Origin of the sequence: Pseudomonas sp. CFBP13509, assembly GCF_005233485.1 — a bacterium.
GTDB lineage: Bacteria > Pseudomonadota > Gammaproteobacteria > Pseudomonadales > Pseudomonadaceae > Aquipseudomonas > Aquipseudomonas marginalis.
The window spans coordinates 294,766-310,463 of the sequence record NZ_QGAA01000007.1 but is presented as its reverse complement, the minus strand read 5'-3'; the positions used below and the strand labels follow the sequence as shown (position 1 = coordinate 310,463).

At 63.8% G+C, this 15,698-nt stretch carries 18 protein-coding genes; 4 read left to right on the top strand and 14 right to left on the bottom strand.

What is annotated here, in order from left to right:
* Positions 1–58: 58 nt before the first annotated feature.
* Complete coding sequence (locus PspCFBP13509_RS14625) at positions 59–739, top strand: Crp/Fnr family transcriptional regulator (protein ID WP_065924648.1); 681 nt, start codon at positions 59–61, stop codon at positions 737–739.
* Here PspCFBP13509_RS14625 and ubiT read toward each other — a convergent pair whose 3' ends face one another.
* The 8 genes from ubiT to PspCFBP13509_RS14580 all read right to left on the bottom strand — a co-directional run bounded on the left by ubiT (position 740) and on the right by PspCFBP13509_RS14580 (position 7,832).
* The gene (gene ubiT / locus PspCFBP13509_RS14620) at positions 740–1,219 is read right to left on the bottom strand and encodes a ubiquinone anaerobic biosynthesis accessory factor UbiT (RefSeq protein ID WP_065924647.1); all 480 of its coding nucleotides are present in this window, start codon (positions 1,217–1,219) and stop codon (positions 740–742) included.
* The gene (locus PspCFBP13509_RS14615; protein WP_092490173.1) at positions 1,213–2,103 is read right to left on the bottom strand and encodes a U32 family peptidase; all 891 of its coding nucleotides are present in this window, start codon (positions 2,101–2,103) and stop codon (positions 1,213–1,215) included. The genes ubiT and PspCFBP13509_RS14615 overlap by 7 nt, the downstream gene beginning before the upstream one ends.
* Before the next feature lie 10 nt (positions 2,104–2,113).
* Positions 2,114–3,109, bottom strand: a complete 996-nt coding sequence (ubiU, locus tag PspCFBP13509_RS14610; RefSeq protein WP_065948136.1) for a ubiquinone anaerobic biosynthesis protein UbiU — start codon at positions 3,107–3,109, stop codon at positions 2,114–2,116.
* 9 nt (positions 3,110–3,118) lie between these two features.
* Positions 3,119–4,351 carry a molybdopterin molybdotransferase MoeA gene (locus PspCFBP13509_RS14605; RefSeq protein WP_137212230.1) on the bottom strand — a complete coding sequence of 411 codons (1,233 nt, stop codon included), beginning with the start codon at positions 4,349–4,351 and terminating at the stop codon, positions 3,119–3,121.
* Complete coding sequence (gene moaB, locus PspCFBP13509_RS14600) at positions 4,348–4,902, bottom strand: molybdenum cofactor biosynthesis protein B (protein ID WP_065924644.1); 555 nt, start codon at positions 4,900–4,902, stop codon at positions 4,348–4,350. Before moaB ends, PspCFBP13509_RS14605 begins: the two co-directional genes overlap by 4 nt.
* 85 nt (positions 4,903–4,987) lie before the next feature.
* The gene (gene pdxH, locus PspCFBP13509_RS14595; protein WP_074847062.1) at positions 4,988–5,635 is read right to left on the bottom strand and encodes a pyridoxamine 5'-phosphate oxidase; all 648 of its coding nucleotides are present in this window, start codon (positions 5,633–5,635) and stop codon (positions 4,988–4,990) included.
* 565 nt (positions 5,636–6,200) lie between these two features.
* Positions 6,201–6,632 carry a hypothetical protein gene (locus PspCFBP13509_RS14585; protein ID WP_074847063.1) on the bottom strand — a complete coding sequence of 144 codons (432 nt, stop codon included), beginning with the start codon at positions 6,630–6,632 and terminating at the stop codon, positions 6,201–6,203.
* Positions 6,633–6,641: 9 nt separating this feature from the next.
* Entirely contained in the window at positions 6,642–7,832 is a 1,191-nt protein-coding gene (locus PspCFBP13509_RS14580) for an NnrS family protein (protein ID WP_074847064.1), read from the bottom strand.
* Positions 7,833–7,952: 120 nt separating this feature from the next.
* Here PspCFBP13509_RS14580 and PspCFBP13509_RS31430 point away from each other — a divergent pair, with 120 nt between their 5' ends.
* The 3 genes from PspCFBP13509_RS31430 to PspCFBP13509_RS14565 are packed head-to-tail and all read left to right on the top strand — an operon-like array spanning position 7,953 to position 9,057.
* On the top strand, positions 7,953–8,156 hold the full coding sequence (locus PspCFBP13509_RS31430) for a hypothetical protein (protein ID WP_137212229.1): 204 nt from the start codon (positions 7,953–7,955) through the stop codon (positions 8,154–8,156).
* 29 nt (positions 8,157–8,185) lie between these two features.
* Entirely contained in the window at positions 8,186–8,869 is a 684-nt protein-coding gene (locus PspCFBP13509_RS14570; RefSeq protein ID WP_065948311.1) for a Crp/Fnr family transcriptional regulator, read from the top strand.
* Entirely contained in the window at positions 8,866–9,057 is a 192-nt protein-coding gene (locus PspCFBP13509_RS14565) for a protein DnrP (protein WP_065924640.1), read from the top strand. Before PspCFBP13509_RS14570 ends, PspCFBP13509_RS14565 begins: the two co-directional genes overlap by 4 nt.
* On the opposite strand, the gene PspCFBP13509_RS14560 is transcribed toward PspCFBP13509_RS14565, so the two are convergent.
* From PspCFBP13509_RS14560 to PspCFBP13509_RS14530, 6 genes are all read right to left on the bottom strand, one after another.
* Positions 9,051–10,892, bottom strand: coding sequence for a nitric oxide reductase activation protein NorD (locus PspCFBP13509_RS14560; RefSeq protein WP_137212228.1), 1,842 nt, complete (start codon positions 10,890–10,892; stop codon positions 9,051–9,053). The genes PspCFBP13509_RS14565 and PspCFBP13509_RS14560 overlap by 7 nt on opposite strands.
* A 568-nt stretch (positions 10,893–11,460) precedes the next feature.
* On the bottom strand, positions 11,461–12,882 hold the full coding sequence (locus PspCFBP13509_RS14550) for a cbb3-type cytochrome c oxidase subunit I (protein ID WP_137212226.1): 1,422 nt from the start codon (positions 12,880–12,882) through the stop codon (positions 11,461–11,463).
* A gap of 3 nt (positions 12,883–12,885) precedes the next feature.
* Positions 12,886–13,326 (bottom strand): c-type cytochrome, encoded by a 441-nt coding sequence (locus tag PspCFBP13509_RS14545; protein ID WP_065924637.1) that lies wholly within the window; start codon positions 13,324–13,326, stop codon positions 12,886–12,888.
* 623 nt (positions 13,327–13,949) lie between these two features.
* Positions 13,950–14,192 (bottom strand): cytochrome C oxidase subunit IV family protein, encoded by a 243-nt coding sequence (locus PspCFBP13509_RS14540; protein WP_137212225.1) that lies wholly within the window; start codon positions 14,190–14,192, stop codon positions 13,950–13,952.
* A 7-nt stretch (positions 14,193–14,199) separates the two neighbouring features.
* On the bottom strand, positions 14,200–14,763 hold the full coding sequence (locus tag PspCFBP13509_RS14535) for a cytochrome c oxidase subunit 3 (protein ID WP_137212224.1): 564 nt from the start codon (positions 14,761–14,763) through the stop codon (positions 14,200–14,202).
* Positions 14,747–15,523: a CbbQ/NirQ/NorQ/GpvN family protein gene (locus PspCFBP13509_RS14530; protein ID WP_065948128.1), complete on the bottom strand. Its 777-nt coding sequence runs from the start codon at positions 15,521–15,523 to the stop codon at positions 14,747–14,749. Before PspCFBP13509_RS14530 ends, PspCFBP13509_RS14535 begins: the two co-directional genes overlap by 17 nt.
* Between the last annotated feature and the right edge of the window lie 175 nt (positions 15,524–15,698).

Sequence of the window (15,698 nt, the reverse complement as noted above, 5' to 3'; positions counted from 1 at the left end):
AGAGGCATATCAACCCCGCCCCAAGCCCTCTACGCTAGCCCATTGCGGAGGCCCAACCATGCTCACCCATCCCCACATCGTGCTCACCCTGCGTCGCCATCACCTGTTCAGCCAGCTCCCGGAAAAAACCTTCCAGGACGTCTGCACCCTGGCCAATCTCAAGCGCCTGCCCGGCCATGCGCCCTTGATGCATCAGGGCGACGCGGCCGAGCGTTTTTTCCTGCTGGTCAGCGGCCAGATCAAGCTGCACCGGGTCACGGGTGAAGGCCAGGAACATCTGGTGGAAGTCATCCAGCCCGGCCAGACCTTTGCCGAAGCGCTGCTGTTCACCCAGGCCAAGGCCTATCCGGTGAGCGCCACCGCGCTCAAGGACAGCGTGCTGGTCAGCATCGAAGGCCAGCACTACCGCCGGGCCCTGGAAGACCAGCCGAAAATCTGCCTGGCGATCCTGGCCAGCATGAGCATCCACCTGCATCAGCGCCTCAAGGACATCGACACCCTGACCCTGGCCAACGCCAGCCGTCGGGTGATCAACTTCCTGTTCCAGGAGCGCGATGCGCTGAGTGGCGAGGTGGTGCTGCAAGTGCCCAAGCGCCTGGTGGCGTCGAAGCTGGGGATCCAGCCGGAGACCTTTTCAAGGATCCTGCACCGGCTGGTGGAAGGCGGGTTGATCGAGGTGCAGCGGCGCACCATTCGAATCCTCTGCGAAGAACAGTTGATGGGCTATCAGGCCGGCTGATCAGTGCCCGCTATGGCCCGCTGACGCCCGCCCCGCCCGCTCCAGATTCCGCCACAACCAGGGCGGCAACACATCCGGGTCCAAACTGTCGATCAGATTCTTCAACCCCAACCCCAATTCCGTATCCCCCTCAATCACCAACCGGCGGCGAAAGAACAGCGTATCCGGATCTTCCTGGCGGCTGGCCAGCAACAGAAACTCCCGCCAATTACCACTGATGCTGACCTGCGCCTCAGCCTTTTGCGCAATCCGCAACCCATCCCGCCCCAGGGTCAGGTACCAGCACAACCCCAGGTCAGGAATACGCAAACACAGCCAACGCCCGCGCAGCAGGTCAAACCCGCCGTCGCGCAGGGGTTCGGCCAGGCAGCGGTTGAGGGCCTGCTGCAAGACCAGGCGCTGTACGCCAAACGGCACACGGCGGATCAATGGCAACAACCGGTCGGCACCCTTGAGCAGCCATGGTTTACGACTCAGCACAGGCCCACCTCCTCAACCCGCAACATGCCCGCCTGGCCGTGCCAGTAGCCGTTGCAGCCTTCGACATACAGCGGCGGCGTAGCGCCCTGGCGTACCTGGTCGTAGGCACGCACCACCTCGACCATGCCCTCGGCCCGTGGGCTCAGGCGCAACAGATCGGCACCGCTGGACACCAGGCCGGGGTAATCGGCCAGCAGGTTGGTAACGTCGGCGGACATGGTCTGGATGCCATTCAAGGTGAACAGCGCCTGCCCTTCCTGGCTGGTCAGTGGCATGCCGTCGGGGTAGTTGATGCAGCAGAACTGGCAATCGTCCTTGGGGCGGTTTTCCGCGCGGGCGGTGAAGCAACGCGCCGAGTAGGCCAGGGGCAAATGGCCGTAGGCGAAGATTTCCACCTCGGGTAACGGCCGGCCCAATTCGCGCACCTGTTCCAGCACGTCGGCGATCAGGCCCTGGGAGCACTCCACCGGCGGCACCCAGCGCTGCATGCCGGCGTCGAGCAGTTGCACCAGGGCGTGACCGTTGTAGAGGTTGAGCGCCGGGCCGCCGACAAAGGGCAGTTTGCGCTCGATCAGCATCTGCACCGCGCCCATGTCGTTGGCCTCCACCAGCCACTCGCCGTTGTCACACAGGCGACGCAGGCTCGACAGTTCGGAGGCGGCTTCGATCAAGGTCAGGCTCGACAACACGATCTGCGCCGGGCTGCAGGTCTGCAGCTCCCGGCCCAGGCCCAACCAACGGTCCAGGGAAAACGCGCGGCGCTTGGCACACACGGTTTCGCCCAGGTAAATCACGTCCAGGGGCAAGCCGGCCATGTCCGAGTAGAAGCGCCCCAAGTGTTCCTTATCCCAATAAAACAGCACCGGTCCCAGGCTGAGTTTCATCTGTGTCTCCTCACTGCCATGCACGATGGTAGGCGCCGAGTGTGGTCTGGCTGCCTTCGGATAACCCGGCCAGCACCTGGCGCCATTGGTCCTTGACCACAAAGCTGGCCGGTGCGCTGCGGTGGGCGTCGAGCGCGGCGCGCCAGACCCGGGTGACTTGTTCCACATACGCCGGGCTGCGTTGGCGGCCTTCGATCTTGACCGCTTCGACGCCGATGGCGCTGAGCTCCGGCAGCAGGTCGAGGGTGTCGAGGCTGGTGGGTTCTTCGAGGGCATGGAAGCGTTTGCCGCCGACCAGGAAGCGGCCCTTGCACAGGGTCGGGTAACCGGCGGGTTCGTCGGCGGTATAGCGGTCGATCAGTACTTCGCTCAGGCGCGCACTCAAGCCCTCGGCATCTTCGCTCCAGCGCACCGCCTTGGCCGGCGAGCACACGCCGCACAGGTTCGGCGACTCGCCGGTGATATAGGAAGACAGGTGGCAACGCCCCTCGGCCATGATGCACAGGCTGCCAAACCCGAACACTTCGATGGGCACCGGGCTGCTCGCAGCCACCTGCTTGACCTGGGCCAGGGACAGCACACGGGGCAATACCGCGCGGCGAATGCCATAGCGTTCGGCATAGAACTTCAGCGCCGCCGCGTGGGTGGCCGAGCCCTGTACCGACAGGTGCAAGGCCATGTGCGGATGCTGGCGGCTGGCGTAGTCGAGCACGCCGGGGTCCGCGGCGATCAGGGCGTCCACGCCGTGGTCCGCCGCGCGGTCGACGGCGCGTTGCCAGCGCGCCCAGATCTTCGGTTGCGGGTAGGTGTTGACCGCCACGTACAGCTTGCGCTGGTGCTGGCGAATAAAGGCGACGGCACCGTCGAACTGTTTGTCGTCCATGTTCAACCCGGCAAAGTGCCGGGCATTGGTGTCATCGCGAAAACCGACATACACCGCATCGGCGCCTTGACGCACAGCGGCTTTAAGCGCAGGCAGGTTGCCTGCCGGGCAGACCAGTTGCATGGGGGCTCCTCAGAGAAATTCAGCGAAAGACACAAACGGCACCGATTCATCCTTGAGCACCTGATGCTCACGCTCGACGATCACCAGGCCATCGGCCCAACAGGCGGCGGTGAGCATCGCCGAGCTTTGCTGGGGGTGCAGCACGGCGCGCAATTGCCCGTCCTCGCCAGGGCTCAGGCGTGCACGCAGGTACTGGCGGCGCTTGTTGGGCGTGAGCCATTCGAACGCGGCCGGCACCTGGATCGGCACCGGCAACACCCGCTCCACCCCTTGGGCGCGCAGCAGGAACGGGCGCACCACCACCAGCGCGGTGATCAGCGCCGCCGACGGGTTACCGGGCAGGCCCAGCCACGGCTTGCCCGCCACTTCGCCAAATGCCAGGGGTTTGCCGGGCTGGATCGCCAGGCGCCAGAAGTCCACGCGACCGAGCGCTTCGATGGCCTGCTTGAGATGGTCCTCCTCCCCCACCGACACACCCGCCGAGGTCAGCAACAGGTCGCATTCGGACGAGGCCAGGGCCAGGGCATCACGGCTGGCGGCCAACTCATCGGCCATCACCCCGTAGTCGTGCACGTCCACGCCCCAGCCACGCAACAACGCGGCCAGGGCATAGCGGTTGCTGTTGTAGATCTGTCCCGGCACCAGCGCCTCGCCCGGATCACGCAACTCGTTGCCGCTGCTGAGCAGGCACACCCGCAACGGGCGATAGACTTTCAACCGAGGGATGCCTGCCGAAGCCAACAAGCCGATGTCCTGGGCGCGCAGGCGTTTGCCGACGGCGATCAGGGTCTGCCCGCGCTGCAACTCTTCACCCTGCTTGCGCACATGCTCGCCGAGACGTACCGGCGGGCACCAGATGCGCTGGCCGTACAGGCGGCAACGCTCCTGGGCCACCACCGTGTCAGCGCCAGGCGGTAGCGGCGCACCGGTAAAGATGCGCACGGCCTGCCCGGCCTGCACGCTCACCTTGCTGTGCTGCCCCGCCGCAATGCGCCCGGCGAGCATCAGGTAGCCGCCTTCGGCCGGCACGTCCTCGGCGCGCAGGGCGTAGCCGTCCATGGCGCTGTTGTCGAAACCGGGCAAATCCAGGGGCGAGAACAGCTCTTCAGCGACCACCCGCCCCAGCGCCTGCTCCAGGCCAATCACCTGGGTGCTCGGCGGCGGCGGCGCCTGGGCCAGCAGCGTGGCGATGGCCTCGTCCACCGGCATCAGGTGGCCGCTGTCACACACCGAGACACTCATGAACGCGACTCGCAGGCTTGCAGGGTTTGCTCAGGCTGGGGCTTGAGGTGCGGCACGAAGTTGCACGGGCCGGTGCGGCTGTCCAACTGCCCCGCCAGGATCTGGTCCCAGCCGGTGCGACACGCCCCCGGCGAGCCCGGCATGCAGCACACCAGCACGCCGTTGCTGATGCCGGCCAACGCGCGGGACTGCACGGTGGAAGTGCCGATTTCGGCCAGGGACACCTGGCGGAACAGCTCACCGAAGCCTTCGACATGTTTGTCCAGCAACGGCAACACCGCCTGGGGCGTGTTGTCGCGGGCGGTGAAACCGGTACCGCCGGTCATCAGCACCACTTGCACCTCGGGATCCGCGATCCACAGGGAGACTTGCGCACGAATCTGGTAGATATCGTCGATCACCAGGCCACGGTCGATGAGCACATGCCCGGCACTTTCGAGGCGGTCCACCAGGGTCTGGCCGGAGGTGTCGGTGTCGAGGGTACGGGTGTCACTGATGGTCAGCACGGCGATGTTCAGGGGCACGAAATTGCGTTGTTTCAAATGGGCCATGATCAAGGCTCCAGGCGTCAAGAAAGTTGCCGTCAGCCTGCGCCGCAACGGGCGCAGGGCCTATTCCTCCAAGGAGGTATCTCGTTCAGGGGGCCAGGCGCGTGCGCTGCCAAATGCCCGCGTGCAGGCGGTAGTCAAGACGGTCATGCAGACGGTCGGGCCGGCCCTGCCAGAACTCGATGCGCTGCGGCTGCAGGCGGTAGCCGCCCCAATGCTCGGGGCGTGGCGGTTGCTGCCCGGCGAAACGCTCGGTGACCTCTCGCAAGCGGCTTTCCAGCTCGCTGCGATGGCCAAGGGGCTGGCTTTGCGGCGACGCCCAGGCGCCCAACTGGCTGGCGGCCGGGCGCGCATCGAAATAATCGTCCGACAGCTGCGCATCCGCCCGCACCACCGGGCCTTCGATACGCACCTGACGCTCCAGCCCCGGCCAGAAAAACGTCATGGCCGCATGGGGATTGCTCGCCAACTCCTGGCCCTTGGCACTCTGGTAATGGCCGAAAAAGAAAAAACCCTCGGCGCTGAAACCCTTGAGCAGCAAGATGCGGCAATGCGCATGGCCCTGGCTGTCCACGGTGGCCAGCGCCATGCTATTGGCCTCCGCCGGAGGCACCTCGGTTTTGCGCGCCTGATCCAGCCACTGACCGAACAGCACCAGGGGATCGTCCTGCGCCAAGTCATCACGCAAACCATAAAGGGTGTAGTTACGGCGCAATTGCGCAAGAGACAAGGGCATGACACGGTCCTCCAGAAAGTTCGCCACAGTGTGGGAACTACCGCGCCGTTATCCCTTGACCACGATCAACATTCACCCGTGGCATGACGCCGCATGTGATCGCTTGAGGTGTGGGGTTCTACACAACGGATCGCGTTGCTGTTGCTGTTGCTCTGGCTCTGGCTCTGGCTTTTGATCTTGATCCTAGGCGCCCCGTCAAACACGCTGGCCGAACGCAGGCTTGAATCCGTGGGTAACCCGGCAGGACGCCGGGTTAGCCGTCCTGGGCCAGGGATGGCCCATGACGGCGGCCCACGGATTCAAGCCTGCGTTCGGGCATACCGAGCCTAGGCGAGGTACCGAGTGTTGGGGCAAGAGCCCTTTTGGTTACTTTTGGGGCTCTTTTCCAAAAGTGACCCGCTGTAAGAGCGGAACCCTAAGTGGCCGTTACCGCAGCAACGGATATGTACTCATTCCAACCCCAGCAAATGGTCGGTCCAGAGGACCCATCGGGAGCAAGTCGAATCGTCGCACCGCCCCTCCCACATTTGATCTCTATACATCAGGTCCCTATCAGCCTGCCAGATCAGCGCAACATCAACTTGGCCAGAATCACGATCACGACCATATGCCCCAGGATGCTGCGACGAATCCACGTCGCACGCCTCGGGCTCAAGCGCTGATGGCCCAGCAGGTACGCCAGCCACAGGTAATGGCCGATGATGCTCAGGGCCAGCAAAATTTTCAGGCTCAGCAGCGCCCCGAAATGGCTGGCCCAGGGCACCGCCAACAGCCCGCGATAGTGCCAGGCCAGGCCGATGCCAGCGCCGTACAGCAACACCACCACGCCGTGCAGTACCTGGCGCGAACGCCGTGCAATGGCGTGGTCGGAGGTGAACTGCGCCGACCAGGCCAATTCCTCACGGGCGCTGTGCCAGATCACTACTTCGAAAAACAGCGTGCCGATAAACGCAATCGCCGCCAGCAGATGCACGATCAACAAGGTGGAATAGAGCATGACGTCCCCCTAGCCTGGATGCCCATCGACCCGCGCCTGCCACAGCATCGGGCCATACCGCCACAGGTACAGGCCGAGCCCGAGGGTCCAGCACACACCCGCCAGCCACAACGCGGCCATCGGCAACAGCAGGACCAGCACCACCCGGCACACACACGCCAGGTTCAGCAGCCCAAAGGCCAGGGTCATCCCGACCGGCGGCTGCAACGGGCGGCCGGTGTGGCCCAGGCTGACGCGGGCGATCATGGCCAGGATCAGCCCGGCCATGGCGCCGATGGTCAATGCATGCACGGCCAGGCTGGGATTGAGCGGCGCACCGCAGTGCCACAGCGCCATGCCCAGGCAGGCCACGGCCAGCCAGGCATACGCCAGGTGCAATGACCACAGCAACGGCACGCGCCACAGGCCGCGATCATGCCAGCGGACCAGGCGGACCAGGTGCCCCAACCCGAGGGCGGCGAACAGCAGGCCGATCCACAGGTTGGCGCCCAATGCAGGCCCTGCGGCATACAGCACGGCGATCAGCAGCGAGCCGCCAAGCAATATAAGGTCCAGCCACACCCAGGGTTTGACCGCTTCGACCCGGCCCAAACCGCGCTGGGTGAAAAACGGAATCACCCGTCCGCCGATCAGGCCCATCATCGCCGCCACCAGCCACAGGCCTGTGAGCACCGCCTGGCGTTGCAGGCCGGGGTCATTGCGCAGCAAGCCATACAGCGACAGCGCATCGGCCACGGTCAACAGCGCCAGCACCAGCACAATCGGGTAATTACGCTTCTGTCTTACCTGCCAGAGGGTCCAGCCCATCACTGCGGCGACAGCCAGGGGAAAGGTCAGCTCCAGCACCGCCAACAGCGGCCAGTGCAGGTTGAACAACCACCCCAGGCGCGCCGCCAGCCACACGCCGGCAAGCAGCGCCAGGGCGTTGCCGCTGATGCCCGGGCGGCCGGTCCAGGTCTGCACTGCCGTGAGCAGGAAGCCGGCGATAATCGCCAGGCCAAAGCCGAACAGCAGCTCATGGCGATGCCAGGCCAGCCAGCCGCCCGCCGGCTGCCAGCTGCCGAGGTGACCGCCCAGGGCCAGCAGCCACAGGGGGATTGCCAGCGTCGCCAATACACAGGCGCCGAGGAAGAATGGCCGGAAGGCCAGGCGAAACAACGGGGTAATCGACATGGCCTTGCGCCGATCGAGCACTTGCATGACACGGTCTCCCTTCAGGACTGCGGCAATCTTGCGCCGATACCTGCGCGTTGCCCTTGTCGTAGATCAAGTCGCAAACCCACTTCAACGCTTACGCTTGCGCTCACTGTAGGAGCGAGCTTGCTCGCGAAGAACGTTAACGATGACGCGGGCATCCTGATTAAACGCGGTGTCTGTGGGTTTTTCGCGAGCAAGCTCGCTCCTACAACACCTTTAGCATGCTTTGGAGCCATGATGAAAAACGCCTATGTCCCCCTCGCCTGGTTTGTGATCCTCGGCTCCATGCTGGCCGCCGCCAGCGGGCTTTCGCTGGTGCTGGTGTGAACGCGCCGCTGCTGTTCAAGGAACCGGGCATGGTGCTGCATCGCGTGCACCACCAGATCCTGCGCAGCCATCACCTGTTCGAACCGCTGAACGACGAAGAACTCAACGAGCTGATGGGCAACAGCCAGTTGCTGAGTATCGACAAAGGCGAGCCGCTGTTCCGCCAGGGCGAACCGGCCGATGCGTTTTACTTCGTGATTGCCGGTGCGGTGAAGATCTACCGTTTGACCCCCGACGGCCAGGAGAAGGTCTTCGAAGTGATCGGCGAGCGCCAGACCTTCGCCGAGGCCATGATGCTGATGGACACCCCCAACTACGTGGCCTGCGCCGAAGCGGTGTGCCCCACCCAGTTGTACCGTTTGTCCAACGCCACCTACATGCGCCTGCTGCACAGCAACAGCCGCCTGACCTTCGCCCTGCTCGGCACGTTGTGCGTGCGCCTGCACCAGCGGGTCAACGAGATCGAGACCCTGTCGCTGAAAAACGCCACCCACCGCGTGGTGCGCTACCTGCTGACCCAACTGATGCGCCTGCACAGCACCGAGGCCACCTTCGAACTGCCCATGGCCAAGCAGTTGATTGCCGGGCATCTGTCGATCCAGCCGGAAACCTTTTCGCGGATTATCCGGCGCCTGATCGATGAAAAGATCATCACCCAGGACGGACGTCAGATCGCCATTCTGGACCGGCTGCGCCTGGAGCAATTCGAGTGAAAACCTGTCTGTACTGCCAGCAGCGCAATGCCGACAAGCATCAGCAGTGCACGGATTGCGGTATGGCCCTGCCCGCCTCGGACGCCGGCATACAGGCCCTTCGCTTGCGGCGTTTCCAGTGGTTCTGCCTGAGCCTGACGCTGTTTTGCATCGCGATGTTCTTCTGGTTGCCGCGCGACTTCTACTGACCCTCGGTCAGTTGCCGGTACAGCTGGGGCAACCGCAGCGGCAGCTGCTCCGGCTGGCGGATCAGGGTGTAGCCATGGGCACCGAACATATAGGGCAAATAGTCCCCGGCCTGTCTGTCGATGGTGATGCAGAACGGAATCAGGCCCTGGCGCCGCGCCTCGACCACTGCCTGGCGGGTGTCTTCGACCCCGTAGCGGCCCTCATACAGATCCAGGTCATTGGGTTTGCCATCGGTCAGTAGCAACAACAACTTGCGCCGCTGTTTGCACGCGCCCAGCAACTGGGTGGCCTGGCGAATCGCGGCGCCCATGCGCGTGTAGTACCCCGGTTTGAGGGCCTGGATGCAGCCGCGCGTGCGGTCGTCATAGACTTGCTCGAAGGTCTTGAGCTGGTGCAGGCGCACCTGATGGCGGCGCAGGGACGAGAAGCCATACAACGCAAACGTATCCCCCAGCCCGTCCAGGCTTTCGCCGAACAGCAACAGGCTGTCGCGGATCACGTCGATGACCTTTTGCTCGTCGTTCAAATGCGCGTCGGTGGACATCGACAGGTCCGCCAGCAGCAGGCATGCCAGGTCGCGTCGGGTGTGACGTTGCTCCTGGTACAAGCCGCGTTCGGTGCAGGCGCCGTGTTGGCGTTGCACGTAAAAATCCACCCAGGCTTGCAGGTCCAGCTCCGCGCCCTGGGGTTGCTGGCGCAGCCATTGGCGGTCGGTGCGCAGTTGCTGGAACTGGCGGCGCAGGCGCTGGGCCGGGCCGAGTAATCGGGCTGGTAACGGTTGCGGTGCATCGGCACGTGGCTGCATCCGTTGCAGATTGACGAAACCGGGTTGCAGGCATTGTTGACGGTAATCCCACTCGGGCAGCTTGATGCCCTCGCCGAGGGGGATGTCATCCACTTCGGCAGGAGGCAGGTCGAGGTGCAGCTTCAAGCCGCCACTCTTGCGCACGCGCTGGCGCGACAGGCTCAACTGGTCGAGGTCTTCGGCGACGCGGGCGGCGTCCGGGTCCTCACTGTCGTCGGCCCAGCGATCGAGGTCGACGTGCTCGGTCCAGCTGAACAGGTTTTCCAGGCGCACCACCAGTAGGCCGCCATCACGGCTGTGATCATCCACACGGCTGGCACGTTTGGGCGCGCCCTGCTGCTCCCCGGACGGGGTGGCGAGGTCGTCGCCGTCGTCTTCAAGGTCGAGGGCCTGGGGCGTGTCCAGGTGCAACGGCGGGTAAAGCCATAAGGGCAACGGCCAGGCGGCGCGTTCGCTGTGGGGTAAATGGCGCACGCTGCCGGGCTCGCGCAGGGCCTTGCGCAAGGCTTTTTCCAGGGCGGCTTCACCGGGTTTGAGGCTGGCCGGGTCGGGGCGCAGCCTCAGATGCGCGTCCACCAGGCGCTGGTAACTGGGCAACAGCGCCGGGTAGCGTTGCAGCAGCAGCCAGGTCCAGCGCTGGTTGTCCCGGGCCCAATGGGCCATGGGGCCTGCATGGGCGGCCAGCAGCGCCAGCCAGCGGTACAGCTCCCGGTTCAAGGCGACGGTGGGGTACACCGCCAGACTCGACGGCAGGCGCAGGCGGTTGCCATCGCAGGAGGCCAGCGGCGCATGCCGGCAGGTGCCGGCGATGCGCATCAACAGGTTGCGGCGCAGCAGCAGGTCGCGTTCGCTGGCGGCTTCGAGGGCGATCCCGCTGGCACCGCCCAAGGCGCGAAACAATACGGCGAGGCTGCGCTGGCGGTCGACCAGCTCGACCCGCGCCGCCGGGAAATCGGCGCTGGCACGGCGGGTGATAAAGCGGTGCCAGGCACTGCCGATCCATTCTTCCAATTCAAGGGTAAAGACCATGGGATGGGCTCCAACTGTTTGATATTTGACAGGCACACTGCAGTCAAAATGTGGGAGGGGCGGTGCGACAATTCGACTTGCCCCCGATAGCGCCGGGTCAGTTAAAAAATAAGTGACTGACACTCCCTCATCGGGGGCAAGCCCCACACATTTACCGAGTACACCAGCCCCAACTCCGGTCGGCTCTAAGGCCGCCGCGCTTTGGCTCTTGATCTCAAATCGCCCCGTCAAACACGCTGGCCGAACGCAGGCTTTGGAGCGTGGGTAACCCGGCAGGACGCCGGGTTAGCCGCACTGGGCCATGGATGGCCCATTGCGGCGGCCCACGCTCCAAAGCCTTCGTTCGGGCACACCGAGCCTAGGCGAGGTGCCGAGTGTTGGGGCGAAGCGTTTTTGGTTACTTTTGGCGCTCTTCCAAAAGTGACCCGCTGTAAGAGCGGAACCCTAAGCAGCCGTTACCGCAGCAACGGATATGTACTCACCCCCCAAAAAGCGGTCGGCCCAGAGGCCGCCATCGGGGGCAAGTCGAATCGTCGCACCGCCCCTCCCACATTTGGACCGCGTTACTTCAGTAGACGATCGGCACCGGTGCTCCAGCCATCCGAGCACGTTGCCGGAAGCTGAGCAGGTAGCAGAGCAACCCCATCAGAAAGCCCACCCCACTGACCAACCGCGCCCAGAACAGTCCCTGCAAATGCTCCACCGTGGCCATGAACGGCAAGGCCACCCCGTCCACCTGCCAGCGTTGCAGCCAGACCTGCACGGCCCCGGCGGCGGTGAGGAACAGCGTGATCATCACCATCGACAGCACCATCATCCAGAAGCCCCAGATTTCGAGGGTCTGCGAACGCGCGTCCGGCGCTTCACCGATACCGCGCAGGCGGGGCATGGCGTAGCTGATCAGGGTCATCACGATCATGGCGTAGGCACCGAAGAACGCCAGGTGCCCGTGGGCGGCGGTGAGTTGGGTGCCGTGGGTGTAGAAGTTGACCGGTGCCAGGGTGTGCAGGAACCCCCACACGCCTGCGCCGAAGAACGCCGTGACCGTGGTGCCCTTGGCCCACAACGTCGCCGCGCGATTCGGGTGCTGGCGCCGACGTTGCTTCACCATGGTGAAGGCGAACATCACCATCGCCAGGAACGGCAGCGGCTCCAGGGCCGAGAAGATCGAACCAACCCACAGCCACACCTCAGGCGCACCGATCCAGAAAAAGTGGTGACCGGTGCCGATGATCCCGGTGATCAAGGCCATGGCGATGATCACGTACAGCCATTTCTCCACCACTTCGCGGTCGACGCCGGTGACCTTGATCAGCACGAAGGCCAGCATCGAGCCCATGATCAGCTCCCACACGCCTTCGACCCACAGATGCACCACCCACCACCAGTAGAACTTGTCACGCGCCAGGTTGCCGGGGTTGTAGAAAGAGAACAGGAAGAACACCGCGAGGCCGATCAACCCGGTCATCATCACCATGCTGACGGTGGTCTTGCGGCCCTTGAGCAGGGTCATGCCGATGTTGTACAGAAAGCCCAGGCACACCACGACGATGCCCATTTTGGTAATGGTCGGTTGCTCCAGGAACTCACGACCCATGGTCGGCAGCAGCTCGTTGTGGGTCAGCCTGGCCAGCGCCGCATACGGCACCATCAGGTAGCCGAGGATGGTCAACACCCCGGCGGCGGCGAACACCCAGAACAGGATGATCGCCAGTTTCGGGCTGTGCAGCTCGCGTTCGGCCTCCTCGGGTATCAGGTAGTAAGCCGCGCCCATAAAGCCGAACAGCAGCCACACGATCAGCAGGTTGGTGTGGACCATCCGTGCCACGTTGAAGGGGATCAACGGGAACAGAAAGTCGCCGATGACGTATTGCAGGCCCATGATCAAACCGAACAGCACCTGACCGAGAAACAGGATCAGGGCGAACACAAAGTAGGGTTTGGCCACGGCCTGGGATTGGAATTTCAAGTATGGATTGGCACTGCGCATGGCTCAGCCCTCCTTGTTCGGTGGCCAGTTATTGGTATTGATCTTCGAGCTCCATTTGAGGAACTCGGCCATATCGTCCACCTCCTGGTCACTGAGATTGAATTGCGGCATGGCCCGCCGCCCCGGTACACCCAGGGGCTGCATTTTCATCCAGGCTTGCAGGAACGGCTTGAACCCTTCTTCGCCGCCCCGGCGCTTGAACACATTGCCCAGCTCCGGCGCGAAATAAGCGCCCTCGCCCAGCAAGGTGTGGCAGCCGACGCAGTTGTTGCGCTCCCAGACGCCCTTGCCGCGAACGACGGATTCGCTGAGTTGGTCGACGTTGCTGCGGGCGGGAAAGGTTTGTTCGGTGTGGTAGGTCAGGGCCAGGAAAATCAGGAAGAAGAACACGCTTCCTCCGAAGTAGATATTCCTGGCCATGCCCTTGGTGAAGGTCTCTGACATGGTCGCTTCCTCATTGCTTGGCCAGGGGATGATAGGGAGGTGGGGGGTGAAAACTGCTTGATGGCGATCAAGAAATGTTGATGGTTTTGGTGGGGTATTTTTTGGGTTGGGTTGGGTACATATCCGTTATTTAGGTAACGGCGGCTTAGGGTTCCGCCCTGACGGCGGGTCGTTTTGACGGGGCGCCTAGGATCAAGATCAAAAGCCAGAGCAAAAGCAGACCGAGGTCTAGCTGATACATGGAGATCCAAATGTGGGAGGGGCGGTGCGACGATTCGACTTGCCCCCGATGCAGTGGGTCAGCCAAAGATGCATCAACTGATACTCCCTCATCGGCGCAGATACCGTCTTATCCAGCACCGCGCAAACCCCCGTAGCAGCTGCCGAGCCCCGGCGAGGCTGCGTCGGCCGCGACTCGAGCTTGAATCGGCAGCGCGCCTGACGCAGCCTCGCTTGCGCTCGGCAGCTGCTACGGGGGGAGGCCTTGATGGGGTTGGCATTCGGGGGTGCCCCCTCCCACATTTTTAACCGAGTACACCAGACCCAACACCGGTCGGCTATAAGGCCGCCACAGCTTGGCTTTTGATCTGGAATGAGGGCATACCGAGCCTCGTAAGCAGCCGCTACGCAAATAACGGATATGTACTCAGTAAAGCGACCACAACCACCCCCCACCCCAGCATCAAAAATCTCCACAACACTGGCCCACGCCGCAACGCCATAAACCCATCCACAATCACCCACCCCTTGACCACCGCCAGCAGCAACACCGCCCACCACAACCCGGACGCCCCCGTCAGTACAGTGCCAACGCTCAGCACCACCAACATCAGCCAACACAGGATCAGCGTCTGGGAATCCGTCATACCCACCTCAGTGAATCACATAGACCAACGGAAACAGCACCACCCACACCAGATCCACCATGTGCCAATACAGCACCCCGGACTCCAGCCCGCCGACTGACAGCCCGCCGCACCAGCAGCCCAGCGCCAGCCACCCGAGAATCACCATCCCCAGTAGCACATGCAGGAAATGAAACCCCGTGAGTATCCAGTACAAGGTAAAAAACGTGCTGTGCTCCAGGCCCAGTCCGGCAGCGCCCAGGTGGGCGTACTCGGTGAGTTTGATCGCCACATACACCAGCGCCACCAACAACGCCGCGACGAACAAACCGGCGCCGCGTCGCCAGCGCTGCAATCGCACCTGCTGCACCGCCAACGCTGCCAACACGCCTGCGGTCAGCAGGCTCAAGGTCATCGCCAACCCGGTCGAGGTATCCAGCTGTGCGCGCCCGGCGGCAAACAGCTCGGGCTTGAGCACCTGGGTCACGGCAAACGTGAGGATCAGAATCGCGAACACCGACAGCTCGGCGAGGATAAAAAACCACATCGCCAGGTCGCCTGGCAGCCGGCGCGGTTCAGGCAAAGTGCACATCCACCACGTCCATCAGCGCGGCGACGGTCTGCGGGTCGTCGCTCAGCGGTTCGGCCAGGCACGCCAGGCAGGCTTCGCGTGGGCTCATGCCGGCGCCGATCAGGCGGGCGGTGAAGATCAGCAGCCGGGTGGAGGCCACCTCCTCCAGGTCATGCTGGTCAAGCCGACGCAACGCCTGGCCCAGGCGCACGACCTGGGCGGCCAGCGCCACATCCACACCGGCCTCGCGGGCGACGATGCGTTCTTCGTCGGCCACCGGCGGGTAGGCAAACCGCATCGCCACGAAGCGCTGGCGGGTGCTGGGTTTCATGCCCTTGAGCAGGTTCTGGTAGCCGGGGTTGTACGACACCACCAGCATGAACGACGACGGCGCCTTGAGCACTTCGCCGGTGCGTTCCAGGAACAGTTCACGGCGTTCATCGGCAATCGGGTGCAGCACCACGGCGGTGTCCTGGCGTGCTTCGACAACTTCGTCGAGGTAGCAGATCCCGCCTTCGCGCACGGCGCGGGTCAGTGGGCCGTCCTGCCACCAGGTGCCGTCGGTGCCGATCAGGTGGCGGCCGAGCAGGTCGGCGGCGCTGAGGTCGTCGTGGCAGGCCACGGTGTACAGCGGCAGGTTCAGGCGGTGCGCCATGTGCTGCACGAAGCGCGTCTTGCCACAGCCCGTGGGGCCTTTGATCAGCACCGGCAGGTGGTGGCGCCAGGCGTGTTCGAACAGCTGCTGTTCGTTGTCCTGCGGTTGGTAGAAGGGCTCGGTCATTACGCGTACTCGCAACGGGTTCGGCCCCCACGCTAAGGGCCCCTGCGACAACCTGGCAAGCACGTACAACGGCAAACTTGATCGCCGTCAAGCGAGCCTTGCGCCACTGCAACATAGTCTTGCCTGGCACTAAGAACCTGCGCTCTACCCCGCCTTCGCCGGGCATCGCAAAGGT

Excerpts from the sequence above, each read along its gene's own strand:
- PspCFBP13509_RS14625 (WP_065924648.1), top strand. The coding sequence starts at position 59 with ATGCTCACCCATCCCCACATCGTGCTCACCCTGCGTCGCCATCACCTG.
- PspCFBP13509_RS14615 (WP_092490173.1), bottom strand. The coding sequence starts at position 2,103 with ATGAAACTCAGCCTGGGACCGGTGCTGTTTTATTGGGATAAGGAACAC.
- ubiU (WP_065948136.1), bottom strand. The coding sequence starts at position 3,109 with ATGCAACTGGTCTGCCCGGCAGGCAACCTGCCTGCGCTTAAAGCCGCT.
- PspCFBP13509_RS14605 (WP_137212230.1), bottom strand. The coding sequence starts at position 4,351 with ATGAGTGTCTCGGTGTGTGACAGCGGCCACCTGATGCCGGTGGACGAG.
- moaB (WP_065924644.1), bottom strand. The coding sequence starts at position 4,902 with ATGGCCCATTTGAAACAACGCAATTTCGTGCCCCTGAACATCGCCGTG.
- pdxH (WP_074847062.1), bottom strand. The coding sequence starts at position 5,635 with ATGCCCTTGTCTCTTGCGCAATTGCGCCGTAACTACACCCTTTATGGT.
- PspCFBP13509_RS14585 (WP_074847063.1), bottom strand. The coding sequence starts at position 6,632 with ATGCTCTATTCCACCTTGTTGATCGTGCATCTGCTGGCGGCGATTGCG.
- PspCFBP13509_RS14580 (WP_074847064.1), bottom strand. The coding sequence starts at position 7,832 with ATGCAAGTGCTCGATCGGCGCAAGGCCATGTCGATTACCCCGTTGTTT.
- PspCFBP13509_RS14570 (WP_065948311.1), top strand. The coding sequence starts at position 8,186 with ATGGTGCTGCATCGCGTGCACCACCAGATCCTGCGCAGCCATCACCTG.
- PspCFBP13509_RS14560 (WP_137212228.1), bottom strand. The coding sequence starts at position 10,892 with ATGGTCTTTACCCTTGAATTGGAAGAATGGATCGGCAGTGCCTGGCAC.
- PspCFBP13509_RS14550 (WP_137212226.1), bottom strand. The coding sequence starts at position 12,882 with ATGCGCAGTGCCAATCCATACTTGAAATTCCAATCCCAGGCCGTGGCC.
- PspCFBP13509_RS14545 (WP_065924637.1), bottom strand. The coding sequence starts at position 13,326 with ATGTCAGAGACCTTCACCAAGGGCATGGCCAGGAATATCTACTTCGGA.
- PspCFBP13509_RS14540 (WP_137212225.1), bottom strand. The coding sequence starts at position 14,192 with ATGACGGATTCCCAGACGCTGATCCTGTGTTGGCTGATGTTGGTGGTG.
- PspCFBP13509_RS14535 (WP_137212224.1), bottom strand. The coding sequence starts at position 14,763 with ATGTGCACTTTGCCTGAACCGCGCCGGCTGCCAGGCGACCTGGCGATG.
- PspCFBP13509_RS14530 (WP_065948128.1), bottom strand. The coding sequence starts at position 15,523 with ATGACCGAGCCCTTCTACCAACCGCAGGACAACGAACAGCAGCTGTTC.